17 protein-coding genes and 1 other RNA gene are annotated in these 20,687 nt (G+C 62.7%); 7 read left to right on the forward strand and 11 right to left on the reverse strand.

The annotated features are described in order from the left end of the window. The 5 genes from lldD to AC5O5I_RS24610 all read left to right on the forward strand — a co-directional run bounded on the left by lldD (window position 1) and on the right by AC5O5I_RS24610 (window position 5,868). Entirely contained in the window at window positions 1–1,146 is a 1,146-nt protein-coding gene (gene lldD, locus AC5O5I_RS24590; protein ID WP_494511714.1) for an FMN-dependent L-lactate dehydrogenase LldD, read from the forward strand. A 74-nt stretch (window positions 1,147–1,220) separates the two neighbouring features. After that, the gene (locus tag AC5O5I_RS24595; protein ID WP_494511715.1) at window positions 1,221–4,031 is read left to right on the forward strand and encodes an FAD-binding and (Fe-S)-binding domain-containing protein; all 2,811 of its coding nucleotides are present in this window, start codon (window positions 1,221–1,223) and stop codon (window positions 4,029–4,031) included. A gap of 253 nt (window positions 4,032–4,284) precedes the next feature. Then, window positions 4,285–4,578 (forward strand): PA2433 domain-containing protein, encoded by a 294-nt coding sequence (locus AC5O5I_RS24600; protein ID WP_494511716.1) that lies wholly within the window; start codon window positions 4,285–4,287, stop codon window positions 4,576–4,578. A gap of 100 nt (window positions 4,579–4,678) precedes the next feature. Further along, window positions 4,679–5,077: a transfer-messenger RNA gene (gene ssrA, locus AC5O5I_RS24605) on the forward strand. A gap of 527 nt (window positions 5,078–5,604) precedes the next feature. Next, window positions 5,605–5,868 carry a DUF3077 domain-containing protein gene (locus AC5O5I_RS24610; RefSeq protein WP_494511717.1) on the forward strand — a complete coding sequence of 88 codons (264 nt, stop codon included), beginning with the start codon at window positions 5,605–5,607 and terminating at the stop codon, window positions 5,866–5,868. Window positions 5,869–6,023: 155 nt separating this feature from the next. On the opposite strand, the gene AC5O5I_RS24615 is transcribed toward AC5O5I_RS24610, so the two are convergent. Beyond that, complete coding sequence (locus AC5O5I_RS24615) at window positions 6,024–8,417, reverse strand: TonB-dependent siderophore receptor (RefSeq protein ID WP_494511718.1); 2,394 nt, start codon at window positions 8,415–8,417, stop codon at window positions 6,024–6,026. 150 nt (window positions 8,418–8,567) lie between these two features. Here AC5O5I_RS24615 and AC5O5I_RS24620 point away from each other — a divergent pair, with 150 nt between their 5' ends. Next, the gene (locus tag AC5O5I_RS24620) at window positions 8,568–8,753 is read left to right on the forward strand and encodes a DUF1737 domain-containing protein (RefSeq protein ID WP_172288893.1); all 186 of its coding nucleotides are present in this window, start codon (window positions 8,568–8,570) and stop codon (window positions 8,751–8,753) included. A 45-nt stretch (window positions 8,754–8,798) separates the two neighbouring features. Here AC5O5I_RS24620 and AC5O5I_RS24625 read toward each other — a convergent pair whose 3' ends face one another. From AC5O5I_RS24625 to AC5O5I_RS24660, 8 genes are all read right to left on the reverse strand, one after another. Next, on the reverse strand, window positions 8,799–9,761 hold the full coding sequence (locus tag AC5O5I_RS24625; RefSeq protein ID WP_494511719.1) for a hypothetical protein: 963 nt from the start codon (window positions 9,759–9,761) through the stop codon (window positions 8,799–8,801). Between the two features lie 124 nt (window positions 9,762–9,885). Next, window positions 9,886–11,829 (reverse strand): PAS domain-containing hybrid sensor histidine kinase/response regulator, encoded by a 1,944-nt coding sequence (locus AC5O5I_RS24630; protein WP_172288448.1) that lies wholly within the window; start codon window positions 11,827–11,829, stop codon window positions 9,886–9,888. Further along, window positions 11,819–12,667 (reverse strand): sensor histidine kinase, encoded by an 849-nt coding sequence (locus AC5O5I_RS24635; protein WP_172219837.1) that lies wholly within the window; start codon window positions 12,665–12,667, stop codon window positions 11,819–11,821. Before AC5O5I_RS24635 ends, AC5O5I_RS24630 begins: the two co-directional genes overlap by 11 nt. Then, window positions 12,660–13,673 carry an ATP-binding protein gene (locus AC5O5I_RS24640; RefSeq protein WP_172219840.1) on the reverse strand — a complete coding sequence of 338 codons (1,014 nt, stop codon included), beginning with the start codon at window positions 13,671–13,673 and terminating at the stop codon, window positions 12,660–12,662. Before AC5O5I_RS24640 ends, AC5O5I_RS24635 begins: the two co-directional genes overlap by 8 nt. Beyond that, on the reverse strand, window positions 13,670–14,074 hold the full coding sequence (locus AC5O5I_RS24645; RefSeq protein ID WP_172219843.1) for an anti-sigma regulatory factor: 405 nt from the start codon (window positions 14,072–14,074) through the stop codon (window positions 13,670–13,672). Before AC5O5I_RS24645 ends, AC5O5I_RS24640 begins: the two co-directional genes overlap by 4 nt. Beyond that, window positions 14,071–14,433 carry an STAS domain-containing protein gene (locus AC5O5I_RS24650; RefSeq protein WP_172219846.1) on the reverse strand — a complete coding sequence of 121 codons (363 nt, stop codon included), beginning with the start codon at window positions 14,431–14,433 and terminating at the stop codon, window positions 14,071–14,073. The genes AC5O5I_RS24645 and AC5O5I_RS24650 overlap by 4 nt, the downstream gene beginning before the upstream one ends. Window positions 14,434–14,437: 4 nt before the next feature. Then, the gene (locus AC5O5I_RS24655; protein WP_172219849.1) at window positions 14,438–15,289 is read right to left on the reverse strand and encodes an STAS domain-containing protein; all 852 of its coding nucleotides are present in this window, start codon (window positions 15,287–15,289) and stop codon (window positions 14,438–14,440) included. Window positions 15,290–15,417: 128 nt separating this feature from the next. Next, window positions 15,418–16,962 carry an MFS transporter gene (locus tag AC5O5I_RS24660; protein ID WP_172219852.1) on the reverse strand — a complete coding sequence of 515 codons (1,545 nt, stop codon included), beginning with the start codon at window positions 16,960–16,962 and terminating at the stop codon, window positions 15,418–15,420. 204 nt (window positions 16,963–17,166) lie between these two features. Here AC5O5I_RS24660 and AC5O5I_RS24665 point away from each other — a divergent pair, with 204 nt between their 5' ends. Next, window positions 17,167–18,036: a LysR family transcriptional regulator gene (locus AC5O5I_RS24665; RefSeq protein WP_494511720.1), complete on the forward strand. Its 870-nt coding sequence runs from the start codon at window positions 17,167–17,169 to the stop codon at window positions 18,034–18,036. Here AC5O5I_RS24665 and AC5O5I_RS24670 read toward each other — a convergent pair whose 3' ends face one another. Then, window positions 18,037–19,074 carry a PDDEXK nuclease domain-containing protein gene (locus AC5O5I_RS24670; RefSeq protein ID WP_172219857.1) on the reverse strand — a complete coding sequence of 346 codons (1,038 nt, stop codon included), beginning with the start codon at window positions 19,072–19,074 and terminating at the stop codon, window positions 18,037–18,039. Between the two features lie 142 nt (window positions 19,075–19,216). Beyond that, window positions 19,217–20,608 (reverse strand): GABA permease, encoded by a 1,392-nt coding sequence (gene gabP / locus AC5O5I_RS24675; RefSeq protein ID WP_172219860.1) that lies wholly within the window; start codon window positions 20,606–20,608, stop codon window positions 19,217–19,219. Window positions 20,609–20,687: the final 79 nt, after the last annotated feature.

Consider the following 20,687-nt stretch of genomic DNA (forward strand, 5'->3'; position numbering starts at 1 on the left):
ATGATTATTTCTGCCTCTACCGACTATCGCGCCGCGGCCCAACGCAAGCTGCCTCCCTTCCTGTTCCACTATGCCGACGGCGGCGCCTACGCCGAGCACACCCTGCGCCACAACGTGTCGGACCTGGCCAGCATCGCCCTGCGCCAGCGCGTGCTGAAGAACATGTCCGAACTCAGCCTGGAAACCAGGCTGTTCGACGAAACCCTGAGCATGCCGGTGGCCCTTGCCCCGGTCGGCCTTACCGGCATGTACGCCCGCCGTGGCGAAGTGCAGGCCGCGCGCGCAGCGGCAGCCCATGGCATCCCGTTCACCATGTCCACGGTGTCGGTGTGCCCGATCGAAGAGGTGGCGCCTGCCATCAACCGGCCGATGTGGTTCCAGCTGTATGTACTCAAGGACCGCGGCTTCATGCGCAACGCGCTGGAGCGCGCCAAGGCAGCCGGGGTTAAAACCCTGGTATTCACCGTCGACATGCCGACCCCCGGCGCCCGCTACCGTGACGCTCACTCAGGCATGAGCGGCAAGAACGGCCCGCTGCGCCGCGTTCTGCAAGCCATGACCCACCCCGAATGGGCGTGGGATGTCGGGGTGATGGGGCGCCCACACGACCTGGGCAACATCTCCACCTACCGTGGCAACCCCACGGGCCTTGCCGACTACATTGGCTGGCTGGCCAACAACTTCGACCCTTCCATTTCCTGGAAAGACCTGGAGTGGATCCGCGAGTTCTGGGATGGCCCGATGATCATCAAGGGCATTCTCGATGCCGATGATGCCCGCGATGCGGTCCGCTTCGGTGCCGACGGCATCGTCGTCTCCAACCACGGCGGCCGCCAGCTCGACGGCGTGCTGTCCAGCGCCCGCGCCCTGCCCGCCATCGCTGACGCAGTCAAAGGTGACATCAAGATTCTTGCCGACTCGGGCATCCGCAGCGGTCTCGACGTAGTGCGCATGATCGCCATGGGCGCCGACACCGTACTGATCGGCCGCGCGTTCCTCTGGGCATTGGCCGTGCACGGCCAGGCCGGGGTGAAAAACCTGCTGGATCTGTTCGAGAAGGAAATGCGCGTAGCCATGGTGCTGACCGGTGCCAAGTCGATCAGCGAAATCACCCGCGACTCGCTGGTACGCGAACTGGGCGCCTGACGCCTGCACCCACCACTGCCTGAATGACCGGGGCACACCGCGCGCCAGACGCCGTGGCCCCGCGAGGAGACTGCATGAGCCTGCCCGCCGCGTTTCTGCGTGATGCCGAGCGCCTGATCCCCGCCGAACGCCGGTTCGACGACCCCACCTCTACCTTGGCCTTCGGCACCGACGCCAGCTTCTACCGGCTGATCCCCAAGCTGGTGGTACGCGTCGAGTCCGAGGACGAAGTGGTCGGCCTGATCAAGCTGGCTCAGCGCGAGCGGGTGCCGGTTACCTTCCGCGCCGCCGGCACCAGCCTGTCTGGCCAGGCCATCAGCGATTCGGTGCTGATTGTGCTCGGCGACAACTGGAACGGTCGCGAGATTCGTGGCCAGGGCGAGCAGATTCGCCTGCAGCCGGGCGTGATCGGTGCCCAGGCCAACGCTTGGCTGGCCCCTTTCGGGCGCAAGATCGGCCCCGACCCGGCCTCGATCAACGCCTGCAAAATCGGCGGCATCGTCGCCAACAACGCCAGCGGCATGTGCTGCGGTACCGCGCAGAACACCTACCACACCCTGGCCGGCCTGCGCCTGGTGCTGGCCGACGGCACCCGCCTGGACAGCGAAGACCCGGCCAGCGTAGAAGCCTTTGCAAGCAGCCACGCTGACTTGCTGGAATCACTGGCCCGCCTGGGCCGTGAAACCCGTGCCAACACCCCACTGGCCGAGCGCATCCGGCACAAGTACCGACTGAAGAACACCACCGGTCTGTCACTGAACGCGCTGGTGGACTACGACCAGCCGCTGGATATCCTGCAACATCTGCTGGTCGGTTCCGAAGGCACGCTGGGCTTTATCAGCGCCGTCACCTACGACACCGTGCCCGACCACCCGCACAAGGCCAGCGCCTTGCTGGTGTTCCCCAGCGTCGAAAGCTGCTGTCGCGCCGTGCCCCTGCTCAAGCGCCAGCCGGTGTCCGCCGTGGAGCTGCTCGACCGCCGCAGCCTGCGCTCGGTGCAGAACATGCCGGGCATGCCGCTGTGGGTCAAAGGCCTGTCGGACAACGCCTGCGCCCTGCTGATCGAATCACGCGCCGCCAGCCAGAGCCTGCTGCACGAACAGTTGCAACAGATAATGGCCTCCATCGCCGATTTCCCGCTGGAACAGCAGGTCGACTTCAGCGAAGACCCGGCGGTGTACAACCAGCTGTGGAAAATCCGCAAGGACACCTTCCCCGCCGTCGGCGCCGTGCGCCAGACCGGCACCACGGTCATCATCGAAGACGTGACCTTCCCCGTCGAGCAACTGGCCGAAGGGGTCAACCGGCTGATTCAGCTGTTCGACAAGCACCGCTACGACGAAGCGATCATTTTCGGCCATGCCCTGGAAGGCAACCTGCACTTCGTCTTCACCCAAGGCTTCAACAGCGCCGCAGAAGTGGCCCGCTACCAGGCATTCATGGATGACGTGGCGCAACTGGTGGCGGTGGAGTTCGGCGGTTCGCTGAAAGCCGAGCACGGCACCGGGCGCAACATGGCGCCGTTCGTGGAGCTGGAATGGGGCCAGGATGCCTACCAGCTGATGTGGAAGCTCAAGCGCCTGCTCGACCCCAACGGCATCTTCAACCCCGACGTGGTGCTGAGCGAAGACCCGGATATACACCTGAAAAACCTCAAGCCGCTGCCCGCTGCCGACGAAATCGTCGACAAGTGCATCGAATGCGGTTTCTGCGAGCCGGTCTGCCCGTCCAAGGGGCTGACCCTCAGCCCGCGCCAGCGCATCGTCATGTGGCGCGACATCCAGGCCAGGCAACGCGCCGGTATCGACACCGGCGACTTGATGAAGACCTTCCAGTACCAAGGCATCGACACCTGTGCCGCCACCGGGCTGTGCGCGCAACGCTGCCCGGTCGGAATCAACACCGGCGAACTGGTCAAGAAGCTACGCAGCCAGGCTGCCGGCCACCCAAAAACAGCCGAATGGCTCGCCGAGCATTTCAACACAGCACTGGGCGGCGCGCGCCTGACCCTGACCGCCGCCAACACTGCACGCAAGCTGCTCGGCGCGCCCCGCCTGGCTTGCCTGAGCGCATCCATGAGCAAAGCCAGCAACGGCCGCCTGCCGCAGTGGACCGCGGCCATGCCACAACCGCTGCGCCCGCTGCAGTTCAGCGCGGCCAGCAACGACGCCCGCCCGCGCGTGGTTTACCTGGCCGCCTGCGTGTCGCGCGTCATGGGCCCGGCGTACGCCGACCGCGAACAGAGCTCGCTGCTGGACAAGACCCGCGCCCTGCTGGAAAAGGCCGGCTACCAGGTGGTGTTCCCCGAAAACGCCGACAGCCTGTGCTGCGGCCAGCCGTTCGCCTCCAAGGGTTACCCCGAGCAGGCCGAACACAAGCGCCAGGAGCTGATCAACGCACTGCTGCACGCCAGCCGTGGCGGCCTTGACCCGATCTACTGCGACACCAGCCCCTGCACCCTGCGCCTGGTGCAAGACCTGGGTGAAACCCGGCTGGACCTCTACGACCCGGTGCGCTTCATCCGCACCCACCTGCTCGACCGCCTGGAGTTCACCCCCCAGGACGAGCCGGTGGCCGTGCACGTGACCTGCAGCACCCAGCACCTGGGCGAAAGCCAGGCGCTGATCGACCTGGCGCGGCGTTGCAGCAAGCAAGTGGTAATACCGGAAGGCATTCACTGTTGCGGCTTCGCTGGCGACAAGGGCTTCACCACTCCCGAGCTTAATGCCCATTCGCTGCGCAGCCTGAAGGATGCGGTGCAGTATTGCGCCGAAGGCATTTCCACCAGCCGTACCTGCGAGATCGGCTTGAGCAGCCACAGCGGCATCGACTACCACGGGCTGGTCTACCTGGTCGACCGCGTGACCCGCCCACGCAGTCTGTGACCGACTAACGCGTCCTCTGTAGGAGCGGCCTTGTGTCGCGATGGGCCGCGAAGCGGCCCCGATCTATGCACAAACGTTGAAATCCTGGGGCTGCTTCGCAACCCTTTCGCGACGCAAGGCCGCTCCTACAGGTTGCAGCGCACGTGGTCTCCACACTCACCATCCTCGCGACCACCATCCCGATTGAACCCCCGCCAATACCCCGCAGTCCACCTTACAGGCCCACCTTCCCGAGGCCCCAGAGGAGACTCCCATGAAAGGTACCGCGCTTTCGGCCCTGTTCGCGGCCGCAACCCTGCTGGCTTCGCCGGCGTTCGCCGCCGAAGACCTCTGCACCATCAACCTGCAAAAGATCGATGACAGCATGGCCACCGCCGGCGCCACCTCCGAAGGCATGGACAAGGCCGTGACCGAACACGTCGACAAAGCCAAGGCCGCCCAGGCCTCAGGCGACACCAAGGAATGCATCGCGATTACCAGCAAGGTGCTGGAGCGTCTGGAAAAAACCGACAAAGGCAGCGGTTCGGCCGGTGGTAGCGGTACTTGATGCCTCGTTGCGGGCGACCGGACCGGCTGTCGACGTCGCCCGCGCAATGGCGTATACTCCACCCCACGTACCGTAAGGTGCGTTAGCGTAACGCTAGTGTGGGGCCGATTAGGATTCGACGCCGGTAGCGAAACTCTAGGTGCATGCCGAGTTGGTAACAGAACTCGTAAATCCACTGTTGCAACTTTTATAGTTGCCAATGACGAAAACTACGGCGCGGAGTTCAAGCTGGCTGCGTAAGCGGCCCTCTTGACCCGTTGCTTCTGGTAGCTTCGGCTCCAGCAATCATTAGGGGATGCCTGTAAACCCGAACTGATTGTCATACAGAACAGGATCGTCGCGTAGCACGTTGTGGGCGAAGTGACTAAAACTTACACAACTCATCCAAAGCACCCTGCCCGTCGGGCGGCTGCGGATTAAATCAGTAGACACGGCTAAGCATGTAGTACCGACAGCGGAGTACTGGCGGACGGGGGTTCAAATCCCCCCGGCTCCACCAAATCCTAGAAAGAAGACGCCCTCGGGCGTCTTTTTTTGTGCCTGGATTTTGCGATCTGCGGGTCAAAAAGTCGGATTTAACCCCTTCCTTGTAGGGCGTTTCCCAAAGATACTCCCAGCGTCTGTTTTCCGTTGCACACGGTAAATGTGGTCTCTAGTCTCGACGTGTCGTTGGCATTCAACGACCGGGTTTAGCCGCCCGATTTCGTCAGACAACACAGCCGTGCAATTCCGAGCAATCGGCATTGGCGCTTTATGGCGGCTGTGCGTGGGGCACCTTCGGGTGCGCCGGGTGCCTGACGTCCCGGTCGGCTAACCCGCGTACAGCTGCCACCTTACTGTTTAGCCGCCGTGAGTGGTTGCTTCACTACGACAGGAGCCATGCCATGCTGAAGATAGTCCCCGACCCACCCCACCACCTCCCTGAATCCGATGCATTGAATCGCAGGCCAAGCGAAAACCTGTGGGAGCCCGGCTTGCCGGCGATAGGGCCCGCCCAGACAACAACAAGACCAGGGAGATAGACCAATGACCACCGAAGACACGAACTGCACCGTCGGGAAAACCATCTTCTTTCAAGGCGAAAACCAGACTCATGCACTATTCCGCATCGAAGCTGGCATTCCTTGCCAGAACGCCCGCGAGCAGGCTTCCGAGCTGATGGGCTACGCGCGTGACCTGACCATTGACGGGCTGATGGAGGATAAGCCGCAGCTGATCTGGGCCGCGCATTACCTGTGCGCCTTGGGTAAGGCCCTGCTGGATGATGCAGAGCTGGGCATGAAGCGTTAGACCCTGAAAGGCGCGTATGAACCTGTGGGCTCGCCCGCTAAGTGTGTGACGCGGTGGATGGCACCGGCTGCGCCGGTGTTCGCGGCTGAAGCCGCTCCCACAGGGGTCTTTACAGGATTCTGGATCATGCCGCAGCCGGTGCCATCGCTACTCGCTTACCAGCTGTAACTCAACTTGGCCGTAACTTCGCGCCCCGGGTTGTAATAATTCGCCGTCCCGGACCCCACCACATGCTGCTCGTCAAACAGGTTGCTGACATTCAGCGCAAGGTCTGTGCCCTTGGCAATCTTGTAGTTCAACGCCGCGTCAAACAGCGTGGTGCCGTCGCTTTTCTTGGTGTTGGCTGCATCCATGTAGTAACCGCCCACATAGCGTGCACCCAGGCCAACGCTCACGTCAATGTCGGGAATGTCGTAGTAGCTCCACAGCGAGGCGGTATGCTTCGGCGCGACGGTAAACTCCTTGCCCTTTAGCGAAGAACCGTCATACAACGCCCCGCGCAGCACCTCGGTCTCCATGTAGGAATAAGCACCGATCAGGCTGAGGTTCTGGGTGATTTGCGCCTTGCCTTCCAGGTCCAGGCCGCGCGCGCGTGACTCGCCAACGGTTTGCTGCTCGATGATGCCGCTGGGCAGCACCACGGCAATGGTGACGTTTTCCTGGGTCAGGTCGTAAACGGCGGCGGAGAACAATGCGTCCATGCCCACAGGCGAGTACTTCACGCCCACTTCGTACTGCCGACCGGTCTGCGGGGTTACGCCAACCTGGGGTGGCGACACCGATTCCACCATGCTTACGTAGGTGGAGACTTCATCATTGACGATGTAAGTCAGTGCGCCGCGGTATGAGGTCTCGGAGAAGTTGTCGCTTTGCTTCTGTGCCCCGCCCACGTACTCCTTGCTGGACAGGTCCATCGAGTCATTGCGCACACCCGCCGTGGCGATCAGACGGTCGTAGAACGACAGGTTCTGCTGCAGGAACACCGCCTTGGTGGTGGCGTCATTTTGCTTGCGGGTATAAGGCGTGACGCCCCCCGGAACGCCGGTGAACACCGGGTTGGCGATGTCGATGGAAGGCGCCAGGCTGTAAACCGAACTCTGTTTGGTCGTCGAATCAAGGTACTCCACACCCACCAGGGTGCTGCTGTCGATGTGCTCGAACCGGGCGTCGTACTGCAGCATCAGGTTGCCGTTGAGCTGATCGGCTTCGCTGTCGGTGCCAAACACGTAGCGGGGGATGGTGGTGCCCACACGTGCGGCGCTGTCGCTCAGGTAGACATAGCCAAAGTCATCGCTCAGCTCGCTATAGCGCAGGTTGCTGCGCAGCACAAAGCCGTTGTCGAAGTCGTGGGTGATGTTGCCGCTGAGGCTGGTGCGCTCCACATCATGAAAGTTGTAGCTAGGCTCACCAAAGAAGTCGCTGCGGTCGTATTCCTTGTCCAGCGGGTAGCCACCGCTGTTCGGCGAGCTGTTGGTCTTCAGGTAGTCCAGGATCACGGTGGCCGAGGTGAAATCGGTTGGCGCCCAGGTCAGGCCGCCCATGATGAACCGGTTGTCGTCCTGCGAGTGGTCGTACTCGCGGTCACTGTTCTGCATCTTGGCAGTGAATCGGCCGGCCAGGGTTTGGTCGTCGTTCAGGGCATCGCCCACGTCAATGCCGGTCTCGGCATGGTCATACGAGCCATAGGTCACGTAGCCTTGGCCAAACTGCTCGAAGCGCGGCTGCTTGGTCACGAAGTTCACCGAGCCGCCTGGGTCTGCCGGGCCAAACAAGGTGGAGTTGGCGCCGCGCAGAATCTCGATGCGCTCGTAGGCATAAGGGTCTTCACGCACACCGCGCATCGAACTCAAGGTCAGGCCGTCACGGTAAGTGGTGGCCTGAAAGCCGCGGATCTGAAAGTAGTCGTTGCGATCATCCGAGCCATAGAAGTCACTGACTACGCCCGGGGTGTACTGCAGGGCCTCTTCCGTGGTGCTGACACTGCGCTGCTCCATTTCCTTGCGGGTCACCACAGACACGGATGCAGGCGTGTTGCGGATGCTGGTCGCCACCTTGCCGCCTACCCAAAGCTCCTGGGCGACCACCGAGTTCAGGTCATCATCGGCACTGGCCTTGACCTTGGCATTGATGATCAGCGGCGCCAGGCGATAATCCTCGGTAGCGCCAATTTCCAGCGGGCCGGCTGGCTTTGGTTGTGGTTTTACCAGGTAAGCACTCGGGCCTTGCTGCTCCGCCTGAAGCTCGGTCCCCTGCAACAACGACGAGAGTGCAGCCGAGGTGCCCAGCGTACCCTGCACGCCCGCCGTGTCGCGGTTGGCTACGCTCTTTGCGTCGAAGGACAAGCTGATCCCCGCCTGGCGCGCAAAGTGGTCAAGCGCCGGGGCCAGTGGGCCACCAGGAATGTTCCATTGCTGCACCGGGTTGTTTTGCTCAGCGTTTGCAGCGTGCGCAAGCGCAGGCAGCGCACAGCTGCTGACAACCAGGCCAAGGAAAGCAGCGTGCACAGCACGGCTCAATGGATGGCGCTGTGGAACCGGGGTAAAACTCATTTTCTCGCTCCGTAGAGGGTCGGCAGACGGGCCTGTATTCCGGCCTTTTCTACAAGCCGAACGAGAATGAGAAAACACCTCATTTATTTTCAGGGAGTTTTACAGTGCTAGACTGGTTGCGCGTTGCCACTACTGACAAGGACTTCCCGCATGACCCAACCCCCAGACGGCCTGCCAATCTACCGCGTATTGACCGGCCCCGACGATGTGAACTTCTGCCGCCGGGTCAGCGCCGCCCTGGAACTGGGCTACCAGCTGCACGGCTCGCCAGCGCTCACCTTCAACGGTGAAACCGTGATTGTGGCGCAGGCACTGCTCTGGCCCGAGGCCAAATAGGCAAGTTGCTAAAGCAGGGAGCTCAAGCGCTGAACACGGGCCGCGTCAACGCAACGGCGCTGAACCCGCATCGGCAGTGGCATCATTCAGCTGCAGAATGTGTGCCTTGATGGCGTTGCCAGCCATTTCGAACAGCTCGCAGCAAAAGGCGTCGCCCTGCTCCTGCAAGGGTGAGTCTTGCAACGCGTCGGCCGCAGCTTCCATCGCTACACCCTCGGCCGTTTCTGCAAAACCAGCGATATTGCGTGCGCGGCGTGCTGGGTCAGCCAATGGCTGCAGGTAATAGAAGGCAATCAAACAGGCAATACCGTTCTTTTCGAAACTTTTGCTCAACTGAGCTTTCAACGCCCCCACGCTATCGTCAATCTGGCTGTTTTCGATATTGTGATGTTGCAGAAATGCTGCGATCGGACTTAGTACAGCCGCCAGTAAATCGTCGAGGGTATAACCTGCCATCGGAGGCAACACGTTCGGGGTAAGTTCGAACGGCGCGCTTACGTAATCCGAGTATTCGTCACGCACCAGTTCCGCCTTCTTCCCCATCAGCTCTTCAGGGTTGGTCAGCGTTTGGTCATTCAGCCTGACGATATGATCATGTATGCCCCACGCCGCCTTGTCGGTAAACGCTCGCACAAGATCATCGCCCTCGTTCATCAGCGGCGAGCCCTGCAACGATTCGAACGCCGACTGCGCGGCAAAGCTGCCCAGCTGCAGCGCCATGCTGCTGATATTGCGCGCGCGGGTTTCCGGGTGTTGATACGGCGTCTGGTACCAGGTCGAAATCTGGTACTCGATGCCCATCCGTTGCAAGTCGGCCCACAAGTGGGTGACCAGCGCGATGCTGGTTTCCCGAATGAACCCGGGGTCGGCTTGCAGCGCCTCAAGGAAGGCCACAACAGGCGTGTTTACAACTTCGAGCAGGTTTTCGTTGGTATACCCAGGCATCGGCGGGAAGACGCCATTCGGTAATTCGATATCTTGCTGGGCTGGTTTGGCCGGGTCTTGCATCCGAAACTCCATTTTCTTGAAGAACACTAATTGCCATTAAATTGGCATCACTTATGATGCCATTTGAATGTCGCCCGGAAATATTATCGACCCGGGTAATCAAGTGCAAAGCATGGCTTTGTCATCAGCCCTTGCGTACCGCCTGGCGGACTTTCCCAAGCAACTCTGCCAATTGAAACGGTTTCAACAGCATATCCATGCCAACCCCTAGAAACGCCTGGCGGTCGAGTGCCGCATCCGCATAGCCGGTCATGAACAACACCGGCAGATCCGGCCGGTAGCCCCGTGCCAGGTCAGCCAGTTCGCGGCCGCTCAACGTCGGCAAGCCGACGTCGGTCAGCATCAGGTCCAGGTTGGAGTCGCCGCCCAATAACGCCAGCGCTTCGTCGGTGGTCGAGGCCAGGCTGCAGCGATACCCCGCATCGGTCAGCGCCTCGGCCACCGACAGGCGCACGGAGGCCATGTCCTCTACCACCAGCACGTGCTCGCCGTTGCCTTGCAGGTCCAGACCGCTGTCGCGCTCGACGTGTACAGCGGCCTCGGCACTGGCGGGCAGCATCAGCGTCACTTCGGTGCCCTGCCCGACCACACTGCTCAATACCACATGCCCACCCGATTGGCGGGCGAAGCCATAGATGGTCGACAAGCCCAGGCCAGTGCCCTGCCCCACGGGTTTGGTGGTGAAGAACGGGTCGAAGACTTTCTCCAGCAGTTCGGGCTGGATACCGCTGCCATCGTCGCGCACGCTCACCGCAATGTACGGGCCATCCAGCAGGTTGGGGTTGCCGTGGGACCAGGTCGCGGCAGTGTTGACCCATATCTGGCCGTTCTTGCACAGCGCATCGCGGGCGTTGATGACCAGATTGAGCACGGCGCTTTCCAGCTGCACCGGATCGACCAGGGCAATGGCTGGCTGGGGCGACAATTCCAGGGTCAGCATCACTCGCTCGCCAATGGTGCGCGTCAGCAGCTCTTCCAGCGAACGCACGTGCCGGTTGACATCGATCGGGCGGGTGTCCAGCGGCTGCTGGCGGGCGAAGGCCAGCAGGCGGTGGGTGAGCGACGCGGCGCTGGTGGCCGAACTCAGCGCGGCCTCGGCGTATTTGGGCACCATCTCGACACGGTTTTGCGCCACCCGTTTACGGATCAGTTCCAGGCTGGTGATGATGCCGGTAAGCAGGTTGTTGAAGTCGTGGGCGATGCCGCCGGTCAGGCTGCCCAGGGCGTCCATTTTCTGCAGCTGCAGCAGCTGCGCCTCGGTGCGCTCGCGTTCGGCCACCTCCCGCGCCAGCTGGCTGGTGGCAACGTCCAGGCGGGCCAGGTGCGAGCGCTCGCGGTGACGGTGCTCGGTGACGTCTTCGACGAACACCAGGCACAGCCCCGTCGCCTGGTAGGGTGACAGCTGCCACTCGGTCTCGCGCAAGTGCCCCCGCACTTGCATGCTCAGGGTGCCTTTCCAGCGCTCGCCGGCCAACAGGTGCTGGCGCAGGGCGTCCAGGGCTGCCGCCTGGCCCTCGGCGAAGCACTCCCGAAGCTGCGCAGCATCGCGGTTGTCCTGGGTAAGGTGGCTGAACGCCTGATTGCATTCATGCACCTTCAGTTCTGCATCGAGCACGGCGATGGGGGCCGACACGCTGCTGAAAATCTCCCGGAAGCGCGCCTCGCTCTCACGCAGCGCACGCTCGGCATCACGTACACGCAGCAGGGTGCGCAGGGTGGCGACCAGTACCTCAGGGTCCACCGGGTGGACCAGGTAGGCATCGGCGCCGGCGTTCAGGCCAGTGATGATATCGCCGCTCAGTATCGACGCCGCCGACACGTGGATGACCGGCAGCAGTGCGGTGCGCGCGTCCTCGCGCAGCAACCTGACGATATCGAAACCGCTCATGTCCGGCAGGTTCACATCCAGGATCAGTGCGTCCACCTGCTGGTCGCGGATCATCGCCAGCCCTTCACCGCCCGTGCCCGCCTCCATCACTTCGTAGCCGTGCACCGCCAGGCGCCGGCGCAGGGCGTAGCGGGTGGCGACGTTGTCGTCGACGATCAGCAGGCGCACATCAGGTTTCATCGACGTTCTCCTGGGCCAGGGCCAGAGGAATGATCACGAAGAAGCATGAGCCGACCCCTGGCTCGCTGTGCACACCCACTTCGCCACCCAGCAGCATGGCGAAGCGTTTGCACAACGACAGGCCCAGACCCGTGCCGCGCAGGCGCTTCTGCAGCGGCGAGTCGACCTGGGCAAAGTCCTCGAACAAGGTCCCCAGCAGCTCCTGGGCAATGCCGATGCCGGTATCGTTGACCGCAAAGCGGATCATGTCGTTGCCCAGCAACTCGGCAGACACGCGTACTTCACCGCGGGTGGTGAACTTCAGTGCATTGGAGATGAAGTTGCGCAGGATTTGCGCAAGTTTCTTGTCGTCGGTGTAAAGCCGTGGCAACCCCACCGGCTCTTCGAAAATCAGGTCGACCGCCGTGACATCGACAATCGGCCGGAACATCCCGCGCAAGGCTGCGAACAGGTCGAGCATATCGAACCAGGCGGGCGAAATGGTGATGCGCCCGGCTTCGATCTTGGCCAGGTCGAGCAGGTCGTCGACCATGTCGGACAGCTCGCGGGTGGCGGTGCTGATGAACGTCACCTGGCGGTGCTGCTCTTGCGACAAGGGCCCGTCCAGTTCATCGGTCAGCAGGCCGGTGATGCTCAGGATTGAGCCCAGCGGCGTGCGGAACTCGTGGCTCATGTAGGACAGGAAGCGGCTTTTCAGGTCCGACGCCTGGCGCAGTTGCTCGGCCTGGATGTCCAGCTCGGCGTACAACGCCAGCACGCCCTGGTTGGTTTCCTCCAGTTCGGCGCGCAAGGCGTCGTTCTCGGCCTGCAGCCGGGCTATCAGTTGTGCATCAGACATGCGCGGCCTCCAGGTCGACGGCCAGCACCGTCACATCATCGCGGCCGCGGCAGAAATCGCGGTGCAGCACGGCGGTGATCACGGCCGGGTGGCGGTGCACCAGGCCAGGGTAGTCCTTCAGGTTCCAACGGGACTGCAGGCCGTCGCTGTACATGATCAACAGGTTTCCATTCAGCTCAGCGTAGTCGAACACCTGGGCTTTCCTGAACTGCCCACCCACGATGCCCGGCAGCGAAGCCAGGCCGCGCACTTGTGCCCCGGCCACCAGGCTTGCACCGATGTTACCGATGCCGGTGAAGCTAAGGCGGTCATGGGCACGGTCATATTGCGCCACCGCCGTAGCCCCACCCCGGGTGCCGGACATGGCCTGGTGCATGGCCTGCAACAGTTGCAACGGGTCGCCATACGGCGCTTCGGCAAATGCGGCGGCGCCCGCCTTGGCCGCCACTTCGGCATCAGGGCCATGCCCCAGACCATCGATCACCAGTGCACTGATGCATTGTCCATCGATAGCCAGGTGCCAGGTATCCCCGCAGGCGGGGTCGTTGTGCAGGGCATGCTGGCTGACGCCCCAGCGCAGGTCTGCGCCGCGGTCAAGCGTCCTGTGCAGGCGCGCCAGCACCACGGCTCCGCGAGCATCTGCGTACATGTCGAACACCTGGGCCTGACGCACCATGGCCCCCATGCCGATACCCTGGGTGCCCGCCGTCGAATAGCCATCGGCCAGGCAACTGTGGGCATCGAAGCCCTGGGCCCGGTCCACGGTGAGCAGCTCGATGGCGAAGGCGCCTTGCTTACGGGGAAGCACGCGCATGTGCAGCTCGCCATGGCGGGCATGCTTGAGGACATTGCTGCACAGCTCGGTGGCCACCAGGGCCACACGCCCTGCCTCTTCCGGCTCAAAGCCATGTCGCTCGGCCAGCTTTTGTGCAGTACGTCGGGCATGGCCGACGTCGCTGGGGTCGTCCAGGCGCAGCACTTGAGTCGCGGTAGCGTGAATATTCATGCCCATCGGGTGATCGTCACACGCGTGCCCAGGCCGGGGGCCGTGTCCAGCTCGAACTCGTCGACCAGCCGTCGGGCGCCGGTAAGGCCCAGGCCAAGGCCACTGCCCGAGGTCCAGCCATCGGTCAGCGCCAGCTTGACATCGGGAATGCCCGGGCCCTCATCGCGAAACAGCAAGCGCAGCCCTGCACGCCCGGCATCCTCCAGCACCTGCCAGTCCATGTCGCCGCCGCCGCCGTAGACCACCGTGTTACGAGCCAGCTCGCTGACGGCGGTCACGAGCTTGGTCAGGTCCACCAGGCGCATGCCGCATTCACCGGCCAACTTGCGCGCCAATTGGCGCGCCAACACTACATCCTGCTCTATGCGCACAGGATGGCTGCCGCTTTCGCGAACATTCATTTTCGGCTCACACGTTGACGCAGCACTTGCATGCCGCGCTCCACATTCAGTGCCGTACTGACGCCCGGCAGGGTAAGGCCGAGTTCGACCAAGGTAATGGCCACGGCCGGCTGCATGCCGACCACCATGGTTTCGGCATCCATGATGCGCGACAGGCCGGAAATGCTGGCGATCATCCGGCCTATGAAGGAGTCGACCATGTCGAGTGCGGAAATATCGATCAGCACACCTTGGGCCGATGTATGGCTGATGCGGTCGGTCAGGTCTTCCTGCAGCGTCAGCGCCAGCTGGTCGTGCATGTCCACCTGAATGGTCACCAGCAGGAATTCGCCCATCTGCAGGATCGGAATGCGCTCCATAGGCTTATACCTGCTTGCCGATGTCGCCGCCCAGGCGCGCAAGGGCGAGTTTGAGGGCATCCGCAAGGTTGGACTTGGTGGTCAGGGTGCCCAGGTCCAGGCCAAGGTGGACGATGGTTTGCGCGATCTGCGGGCGCACCCCGCTGATGATGCAATCGGCGCCCATCAGGCGGATCGCGGTCACGGTCTTGAGCAGGTGTTGCGCCACCAGCGTGTCGACGGTCGGAACGCCGGTGATATCGATGATGGCGATTTCCGAGCCGGTATCGACGATGCGCTGCAGCAGCGACTCCATGACGGTCTGGCTGCGTTGCGAGTCCAGGGTGCCAATCAGCGGCAGGGCGAGTACCCCGTCCCACAGCTTGACCACGGGGGTGGACAGTTCCAGCAGCTCTTCCTGCTGGCGCTTGATCACGTCTTCGCGGGTTTTCTGGAAGGTGCGGATGGTGTGCATGCCCATGCCGTCGATCAGCTCGGAGATCGCCCACAGCTGCTCGGCCAGGCGCGCCGGTTCATCACTGAAGTGCGATTGCAACAGGCCGAACAGTGGCCCCTTCAGGGCAAAGATGAAGTACACGGCCTGGTGCGAGTCATGCCCCAGCTGCGCGCGCGAGACGGACAGTTTTTCCAGAAAACGGCGCACCCCTTCCCAGCCCGTTGCAGCCAGGTTGCTGCCGCCTTCGCTTAGCAGGCCCTCGACCAGCAATTGCAGGAATTCGCGAGTTTCCTGTGCGAGTACCTGTTCCTTGATATTTCGCGTGGCGCCGTTGGTTTCCAGGCCAGAAAGCCATTCTTTCTGCAATTGCGCCTGGTTGTTCTTGATCGCTTCCGATGTGCTGCCGTGCAGTGCTGCCATGTACCTTAGCTCCTGGGCTGAAAGGCCGGCTTCCCCATAAATTGGCCGGCCTGCTGTGAATGACATTTGCCGGATGAAATAGTTGTGCGCGGGGGACAGTTAATTGCAATGCGCCATCTGAGGGTAGCCTATGCAGCGTCCTGGCCCACCTGCCTGGTATCCGTTGCAAGCGGGATTGGCGGGCGAGACAGCAACAGGCCGACCAGCACTGCGAAGACCAGTGCGGCAATACCTGCGGTGTGCAGCACGGCCTCGAAACCACCGATGAATGCCTGCCGGGCCAGGGGCGCCACGGCCTCGCGCTGGGCGGGTTCGAGCAGCGCCAGGGCGGCCTGCAGGTCGCCTGCGGCAACCCGTGTCGCCATTGCCGCAACCTGGCCCGAGTGCGCGGGTGCCACGGCGGCGATGGCCTCGTGCAACAGCTGCCCGCTACGGCCGGCCAGCACGCCGCCAAGTACACCAATGGCCAGCACGATTGCCCCGAACCGCGTGGTGGTACTCAGCCCCGAGGCCATGCCGGTGCGCTCACGCGGCACGCAAGCCATGATGTTTTTCTGCGTGTCGCCATTGAGCAACCCGGCGCCAGCGCCCAGCACCAGGCTGGCCAGGGCGAACGCGCCATAGCCGCCCTGGCGCGTGGCCCAGGCACACAGCAGGTTGCCCATGCCAACCAGCACCAGGCCCAGCGCAAACACCTGCGCCGGGCTCAGGTGCGCGGCCAAGCGCATGCCAACGCGCGGGGTCAGCAGCATGGCGACGGCAAATGGCAGCATGCCGGCGCCTGCGGCCAGCGCCGACAGCTGCAGGCCGTTTTGCAGGTACAGCGGCAGCAGGGTCATCATCACCTGGGCGCAGGCAGCGTAGGCGAACATGCCCAGCAAGGCGCCGACGAAACGCCCGCTGCGCATCAGCTGCAGGTCGATCATCGGGCGCTGCTGGCTGCGCTCGACCATGACGAACAGGCCGAACAGGAAAGCGCTGATCACCAGACGGCCAAGGGTTTGCGCGCTGCCCCAACCCACCTGGTTGGCATCGATCATCGCCCAGATCAGGTAGCCGAGGCTGCCGGCGAAGGTCAGGCTGCCCCACGGGTCGAGCCGCGCCGCTGCGCTGTCACGCGACTCCTCGACACTGTGCAGCACCATCAGCGCCAACAGCACCACCAGGGGCAGGTTGATATAGAAGATCCAGCGCCAGCCCAAGGTGCTGGCGATCACCCCGCCCAGCAGTGGCGCAAAGGTGATGGTGGCGCCCATGCATGCGCCCCAGAAGGCCCAGGCGCGCATGCGCTCTTGCGGCTCGTGGAAGCGGTTGCCGATCGCCGCCAGGGCCGAGGTCAACAGCAACGCGGCGCCCACACCTTTGGCTGCCCTGGCCAGGTCGAGAAACAACAGCGTGGGCGCGGCACCACAGGCCAGCGAGGCTATGCCGAACAGCACCAGGCCGAGCAGCAGCATGCGCCGCCGGCCAAAGCGGTCGGCCAGGCTGCCGGCCGGCAGCAGGCAGGCGGCGAACGCCAGCAGGTAGGCGCTGACCACCCATTCGATATCGGCGAACGAGCCGGACAGGTCGCGGGCGATGCTGGGCAGGCTGACTGCGACGATATTGGTGTCGAGGATGATCAGGGCGCAGACCAGGGAGGCAGTGAGCAGGGTAAAACGCGCAGAAGGCATGGCAGGGCTCCGGGGGGTGGGCTGGTTCGCCTGAAAGGCGGTTTGCCTGCAGGATCGCCTGGGGCGCAAAGCGGCCCCGCCAATCTCCCAGGTAATCTTTGCCCCCAGGCCACCAGGCTTGTAGTGTTGGCCTCACCATAACGCTGCCAACCCAACGCCTTGTTAGCCTCGGCGGCCCCCGTCATTACCCTGCAGGTAACACCCATGGAAATCCGCCATTTCCGCTATTTCCTCTGCGTTGCCCGCCATGGCCATTTCACCCGTGCCGCCGAGCAACTGGGCATCGCCCCGCCCACCCTCAGCCGGCAGATCCAGGACATGGAGCGCGAACTGGGCGTTCGCCTGTTCGAGCGCAACCAGCGCGAGGTCAACCTGACCGCCGCCGGCCAGGCCCTGTTCATCGAAGCCGAACAGACCGTGCGTCAGTTCGACGCGGCGCAACTGGGGGCACAACGCGCCGCCCGTGGCGAAAGCGGGCGTATCGAACTGGGCTACGTGGCTTCGGCCGCCTACTCGGGCATGCTCCAGCAGCAAGTGCTTCGCTTCAGCGAAGCCTGCCCCGAGGTACGCCTGAGCATGCGCGAACTGCCCATGGCCGAACTGCCCGCCAGGGTTTGTGATGGCCTGCTTGACCTTGCGTATGTGCGCTCGCCGATGGAACTGCCGGAAGAGCTGGAAGCCATTGCGCTGCACCAGGAGGGCTTCGTCCTTGCCCTGCCCGCCCATTCACGGATCAATGAAGTGCCTCAGATCCCGGCATCGCGCCTGGCCAATGAAACCTTCATCCTGCCCGAGCAGATATCCGGCACGCTGGAGGTCGCCGCGCAAGGTGGCTTCGTCCCGCAGCTTGGCCCGCAGCCCGGCAGCCTGGTGGCGGTGATTACCCTGGTGTCTCTCGGCCAGGGCATCGCCGTGGTGCCGGAATCGGTGGTGCAGCGCATCTGCCTGCCGCAAGTGAACTACCGGCGGATCGTCGACTGCCACGCCAGTTCATGGCTCAGCCTGATTCACCGGCGCTTCGATAAAGCGCCGGCGGTGATGCGTTATGTGCAGAGCGTGAAAGGCGGTGCCTGATCAGTGATCGCCTGCAGCACCCAAGGCGTAGAATTCATGCAGCTTGGCCTGCAGCAAGGCCTTGTCCGGCAAGCGTGTCTGGTATTCCGCAATCAGTGCTGGCGACAAACTGCGATTAAGCGCGTACTCGACCACCTCATCGTCCCTGCTGGCGCACAGCAACACGCCAATCGCAGGGTTTTCATGCGGCTTGCGCTCGTTTCGGTCAAGCGCTTCCAGGTAGAAATCGAGTTTGCCCAGGTACTCGGGCTCGAAGCGGCCGACCTTCAGCTCTATCGCTACCAGGCAGTTGAGGCCGCGGTGAAAGAACAGCAAATCCAGTGCGAAGTCGCGGCCACCGACCTGAAGCGGGTACTGAGAGCCGACGAAGCAGAAGTCGCGGCCCAGTTCGATGAGGAACTGTTTGAGCCGATTCATCAGCGCGCCATGTAGGTCTGCTTCTGCATGATCCCCCGTTAGCCCGAGAAACTCCACCATGTAGGCATCCCGAAAAACCTCCATGGCTGCCGGATAATCTTGACGCAATACTGCCGAAGCCCTGGCCGGGTTTGCGACACTGCGTTCAAAAAGCGAGGCCTTGAGTTGCCTTTCCAATTCTCGGCTTGACCACCTTTCCTGAATCGCCATGCGCAGGTAGAACTCGCGCTCCTGAGTGAGCTTGCTCTGGCTGAGAATCATCATGTTGTGGGTCCATGGCAATTGTCTCAGCAGTGCCGAGACTCTTTCGTCATGGCGATAGGCTTCATAAAATTGGCGCATCCGAAACAGGTTAGGTCTCGTAAAACCTCGTAGCCCAGGCTGCGTTTGGGCAAGATGAGCAGCCAGCTGACTGACCACCGAATCGCCCCATTCCGCCCGCTCCAGCTTGTGGCTGATGTAGGCCCCAACCTGCCAGTACAGGTCGATCAATTGCGTATTGACCGCCTGCACCGCACGCTGCCTGGCATCCTGAATCAACCTGAGCACTTCCTCGAAACGGTCATCCTTTACCGAAGGAAGGGCCACCGGCGCTTGTGGTTCTTGTTGTTCAGCGCTCATGCATCGACTCCCTTTTGAATTCGCCAGGAAGTCTACCCCCGGTGAGCCGTCACCCCGCCACCGGCAGCACCTCTGATTTGTTTCAAAAAGCAAAGGGCACCCATCCACTGGTGCCCTTCGCCCTACCGCAAGGTGAACCCGATCACCCCATCGACCGCGCCCCTACAGGTTGCGCATGGCCCCGCGATGTCACGATCCCCAGGAAGGAAATGACGATTGCCAGGCCCAGTGTCGAACTCACTTCTACCCGGTGCTCCGGGGTGTACATCATCACCGCCAGCGCCCCGGCAATGAAGATGATCACCGCCCAGGTGAGGTACGGGAACAGCCACATGCGGAACTTCAGCTCGGTGTTCTCGCGCTCCAGGCGGCGGCGCATGCGCAGCTGCGAGATGGCGATGACCATGTACACCAGCAAGGCGATGGCGCCGGAACTGGCCAGCAGGAACTCGAACACGCCTTTCGGTGCGAAGTAGTTGAGGATGGCAATCGCCGCGCCGATCAAGGTACTGCCAAAGACCGCAGAGCGCGGTACGCCTACCCTGGAGGTCTTGTTGAGGAAGGCCGGGGCGTCACCGCGCTTGGCCAGCGAGTACATCATGCGCGAGGCGATGTAGATCGACGAGTTCATGCAGCTGGTCACGGCCACCAGCACCACCAGGTCGACCATGAACGCGGCGTTGGGGATGTTCATGATTTCCAGCGCACGCTGGTAGGAACCCACCACCGCCAACTGCGGGTCGTTCCATGGCACCACCGAGATGATCACGAAGATCGACAGGATGTAAAAGGTGCTGATGCGCCAGATCACCGAACGCGTCGCCTTGGCGATGTTGCGCGACGGGTCGCTGGACTCGGAGGCAGCGATGGTCACCGCCTCGGTGCCGATAAAGCTGAACATCACGGTAATGAACGCACCGATCACCGCCGACCAGCCGTTCGGGGCGAAGCCGCCGTGCTCGGCGATCAACCCGCTCAGGCCGCTGACCTCGCGGTTGGGCAGCCAGCCCATCAGGGCAGCGAAACCAAGGCCGATGAAGCCCAGGATCGCCGTGACCTTGAGGATGGCGAACCAGAACTCGAATTCACCGTACTTGGCCACGCTGAACAGGTTGGTGCAGGCCAGCAACAGTACCGAGGCCAGGGCAAAGATCCAGCTGTCCACCTGCGGGAACCAGGCGTTCAGCACATGCCCGGCGGCCAGTGCTTCGATCGGGATCACCAGTACCCAGAACCACCAGTACAGCCAGCCGATGGTATAGCCGGCCCAGCGGCCGATGGCCTGGTCGGCGTAGGTGGAAAACGATCCGGTATCGGGGTGTGCCACGGCCATTTCGCCGAGCATGCGCATGACCAGGACTACCAGGGTCCCGGCCACGAAATAGGAAATTATGGTTGCGGGCCCGGCCGCCGCAATGGCGTGCCCAGAGCCTACGAAAAGTCCGGCGCCGATGATGCCGGCGATGGACAGCATCGTTACATGACGTGGCTTGAAACCTTGTGCAAGGTTGCCATCAGATCCCACGGTGTTCATTGATGTTGTTCTCTTTTTGCTGACACAAGGATGGGGGCAGGCGTAGGCGAAAATATCTCCTTTGAAATCAATAAGTCGA

The organism is Pseudomonas sp. 9_2_1 (genome assembly GCF_059295275.1).

What these genes read in the sequence shown, in the direction of transcription:
- AC5O5I_RS24635 (WP_172219837.1), bottom strand. Translation starts at nt 12,667, where the DNA reads ATGTCTGATGCACAACTGATAGCCCGGCTGCAGGCCGAGAACGACGCC.
- AC5O5I_RS24595 (WP_494511715.1), top strand. Translation starts at nt 1,221, where the DNA reads ATGAGCCTGCCCGCCGCGTTTCTGCGTGATGCCGAGCGCCTGATCCCC.
- AC5O5I_RS24650 (WP_172219846.1), bottom strand. Translation starts at nt 14,433, where the DNA reads ATGGAGCGCATTCCGATCCTGCAGATGGGCGAATTCCTGCTGGTGACC.
- AC5O5I_RS24655 (WP_172219849.1), bottom strand. Translation starts at nt 15,289, where the DNA reads ATGGCAGCACTGCACGGCAGCACATCGGAAGCGATCAAGAACAACCAG.
- AC5O5I_RS24625 (WP_494511719.1), bottom strand. Translation starts at nt 9,761, where the DNA reads ATGCAAGACCCGGCCAAACCAGCCCAGCAAGATATCGAATTACCGAAT.
- AC5O5I_RS24640 (WP_172219840.1), bottom strand. Translation starts at nt 13,673, where the DNA reads ATGAATATTCACGCTACCGCGACTCAAGTGCTGCGCCTGGACGACCCC.
- AC5O5I_RS24645 (WP_172219843.1), bottom strand. Translation starts at nt 14,074, where the DNA reads ATGAATGTTCGCGAAAGCGGCAGCCATCCTGTGCGCATAGAGCAGGAT.
- gabP (WP_172219860.1), bottom strand. Translation starts at nt 20,608, where the DNA reads ATGAACACCGTGGGATCTGATGGCAACCTTGCACAAGGTTTCAAGCCA.
- AC5O5I_RS24600 (WP_494511716.1), top strand. Translation starts at nt 4,285, where the DNA reads ATGAAAGGTACCGCGCTTTCGGCCCTGTTCGCGGCCGCAACCCTGCTG.
- lldD (WP_494511714.1), top strand. Translation starts at nt 1, where the DNA reads ATGATTATTTCTGCCTCTACCGACTATCGCGCCGCGGCCCAACGCAAG.
- AC5O5I_RS24665 (WP_494511720.1), top strand. Translation starts at nt 17,167, where the DNA reads ATGGAAATCCGCCATTTCCGCTATTTCCTCTGCGTTGCCCGCCATGGC.
- AC5O5I_RS24670 (WP_172219857.1), bottom strand. Translation starts at nt 19,074, where the DNA reads ATGAGCGCTGAACAACAAGAACCACAAGCGCCGGTGGCCCTTCCTTCG.
- AC5O5I_RS24620 (WP_172288893.1), top strand. Translation starts at nt 8,568, where the DNA reads ATGACCCAACCCCCAGACGGCCTGCCAATCTACCGCGTATTGACCGGC.
- AC5O5I_RS24630 (WP_172288448.1), bottom strand. Translation starts at nt 11,829, where the DNA reads ATGAAACCTGATGTGCGCCTGCTGATCGTCGACGACAACGTCGCCACC.
- AC5O5I_RS24615 (WP_494511718.1), bottom strand. Translation starts at nt 8,417, where the DNA reads ATGAGTTTTACCCCGGTTCCACAGCGCCATCCATTGAGCCGTGCTGTG.
- AC5O5I_RS24660 (WP_172219852.1), bottom strand. Translation starts at nt 16,962, where the DNA reads ATGCCTTCTGCGCGTTTTACCCTGCTCACTGCCTCCCTGGTCTGCGCC.
- AC5O5I_RS24610 (WP_494511717.1), top strand. Translation starts at nt 5,605, where the DNA reads ATGACCACCGAAGACACGAACTGCACCGTCGGGAAAACCATCTTCTTT.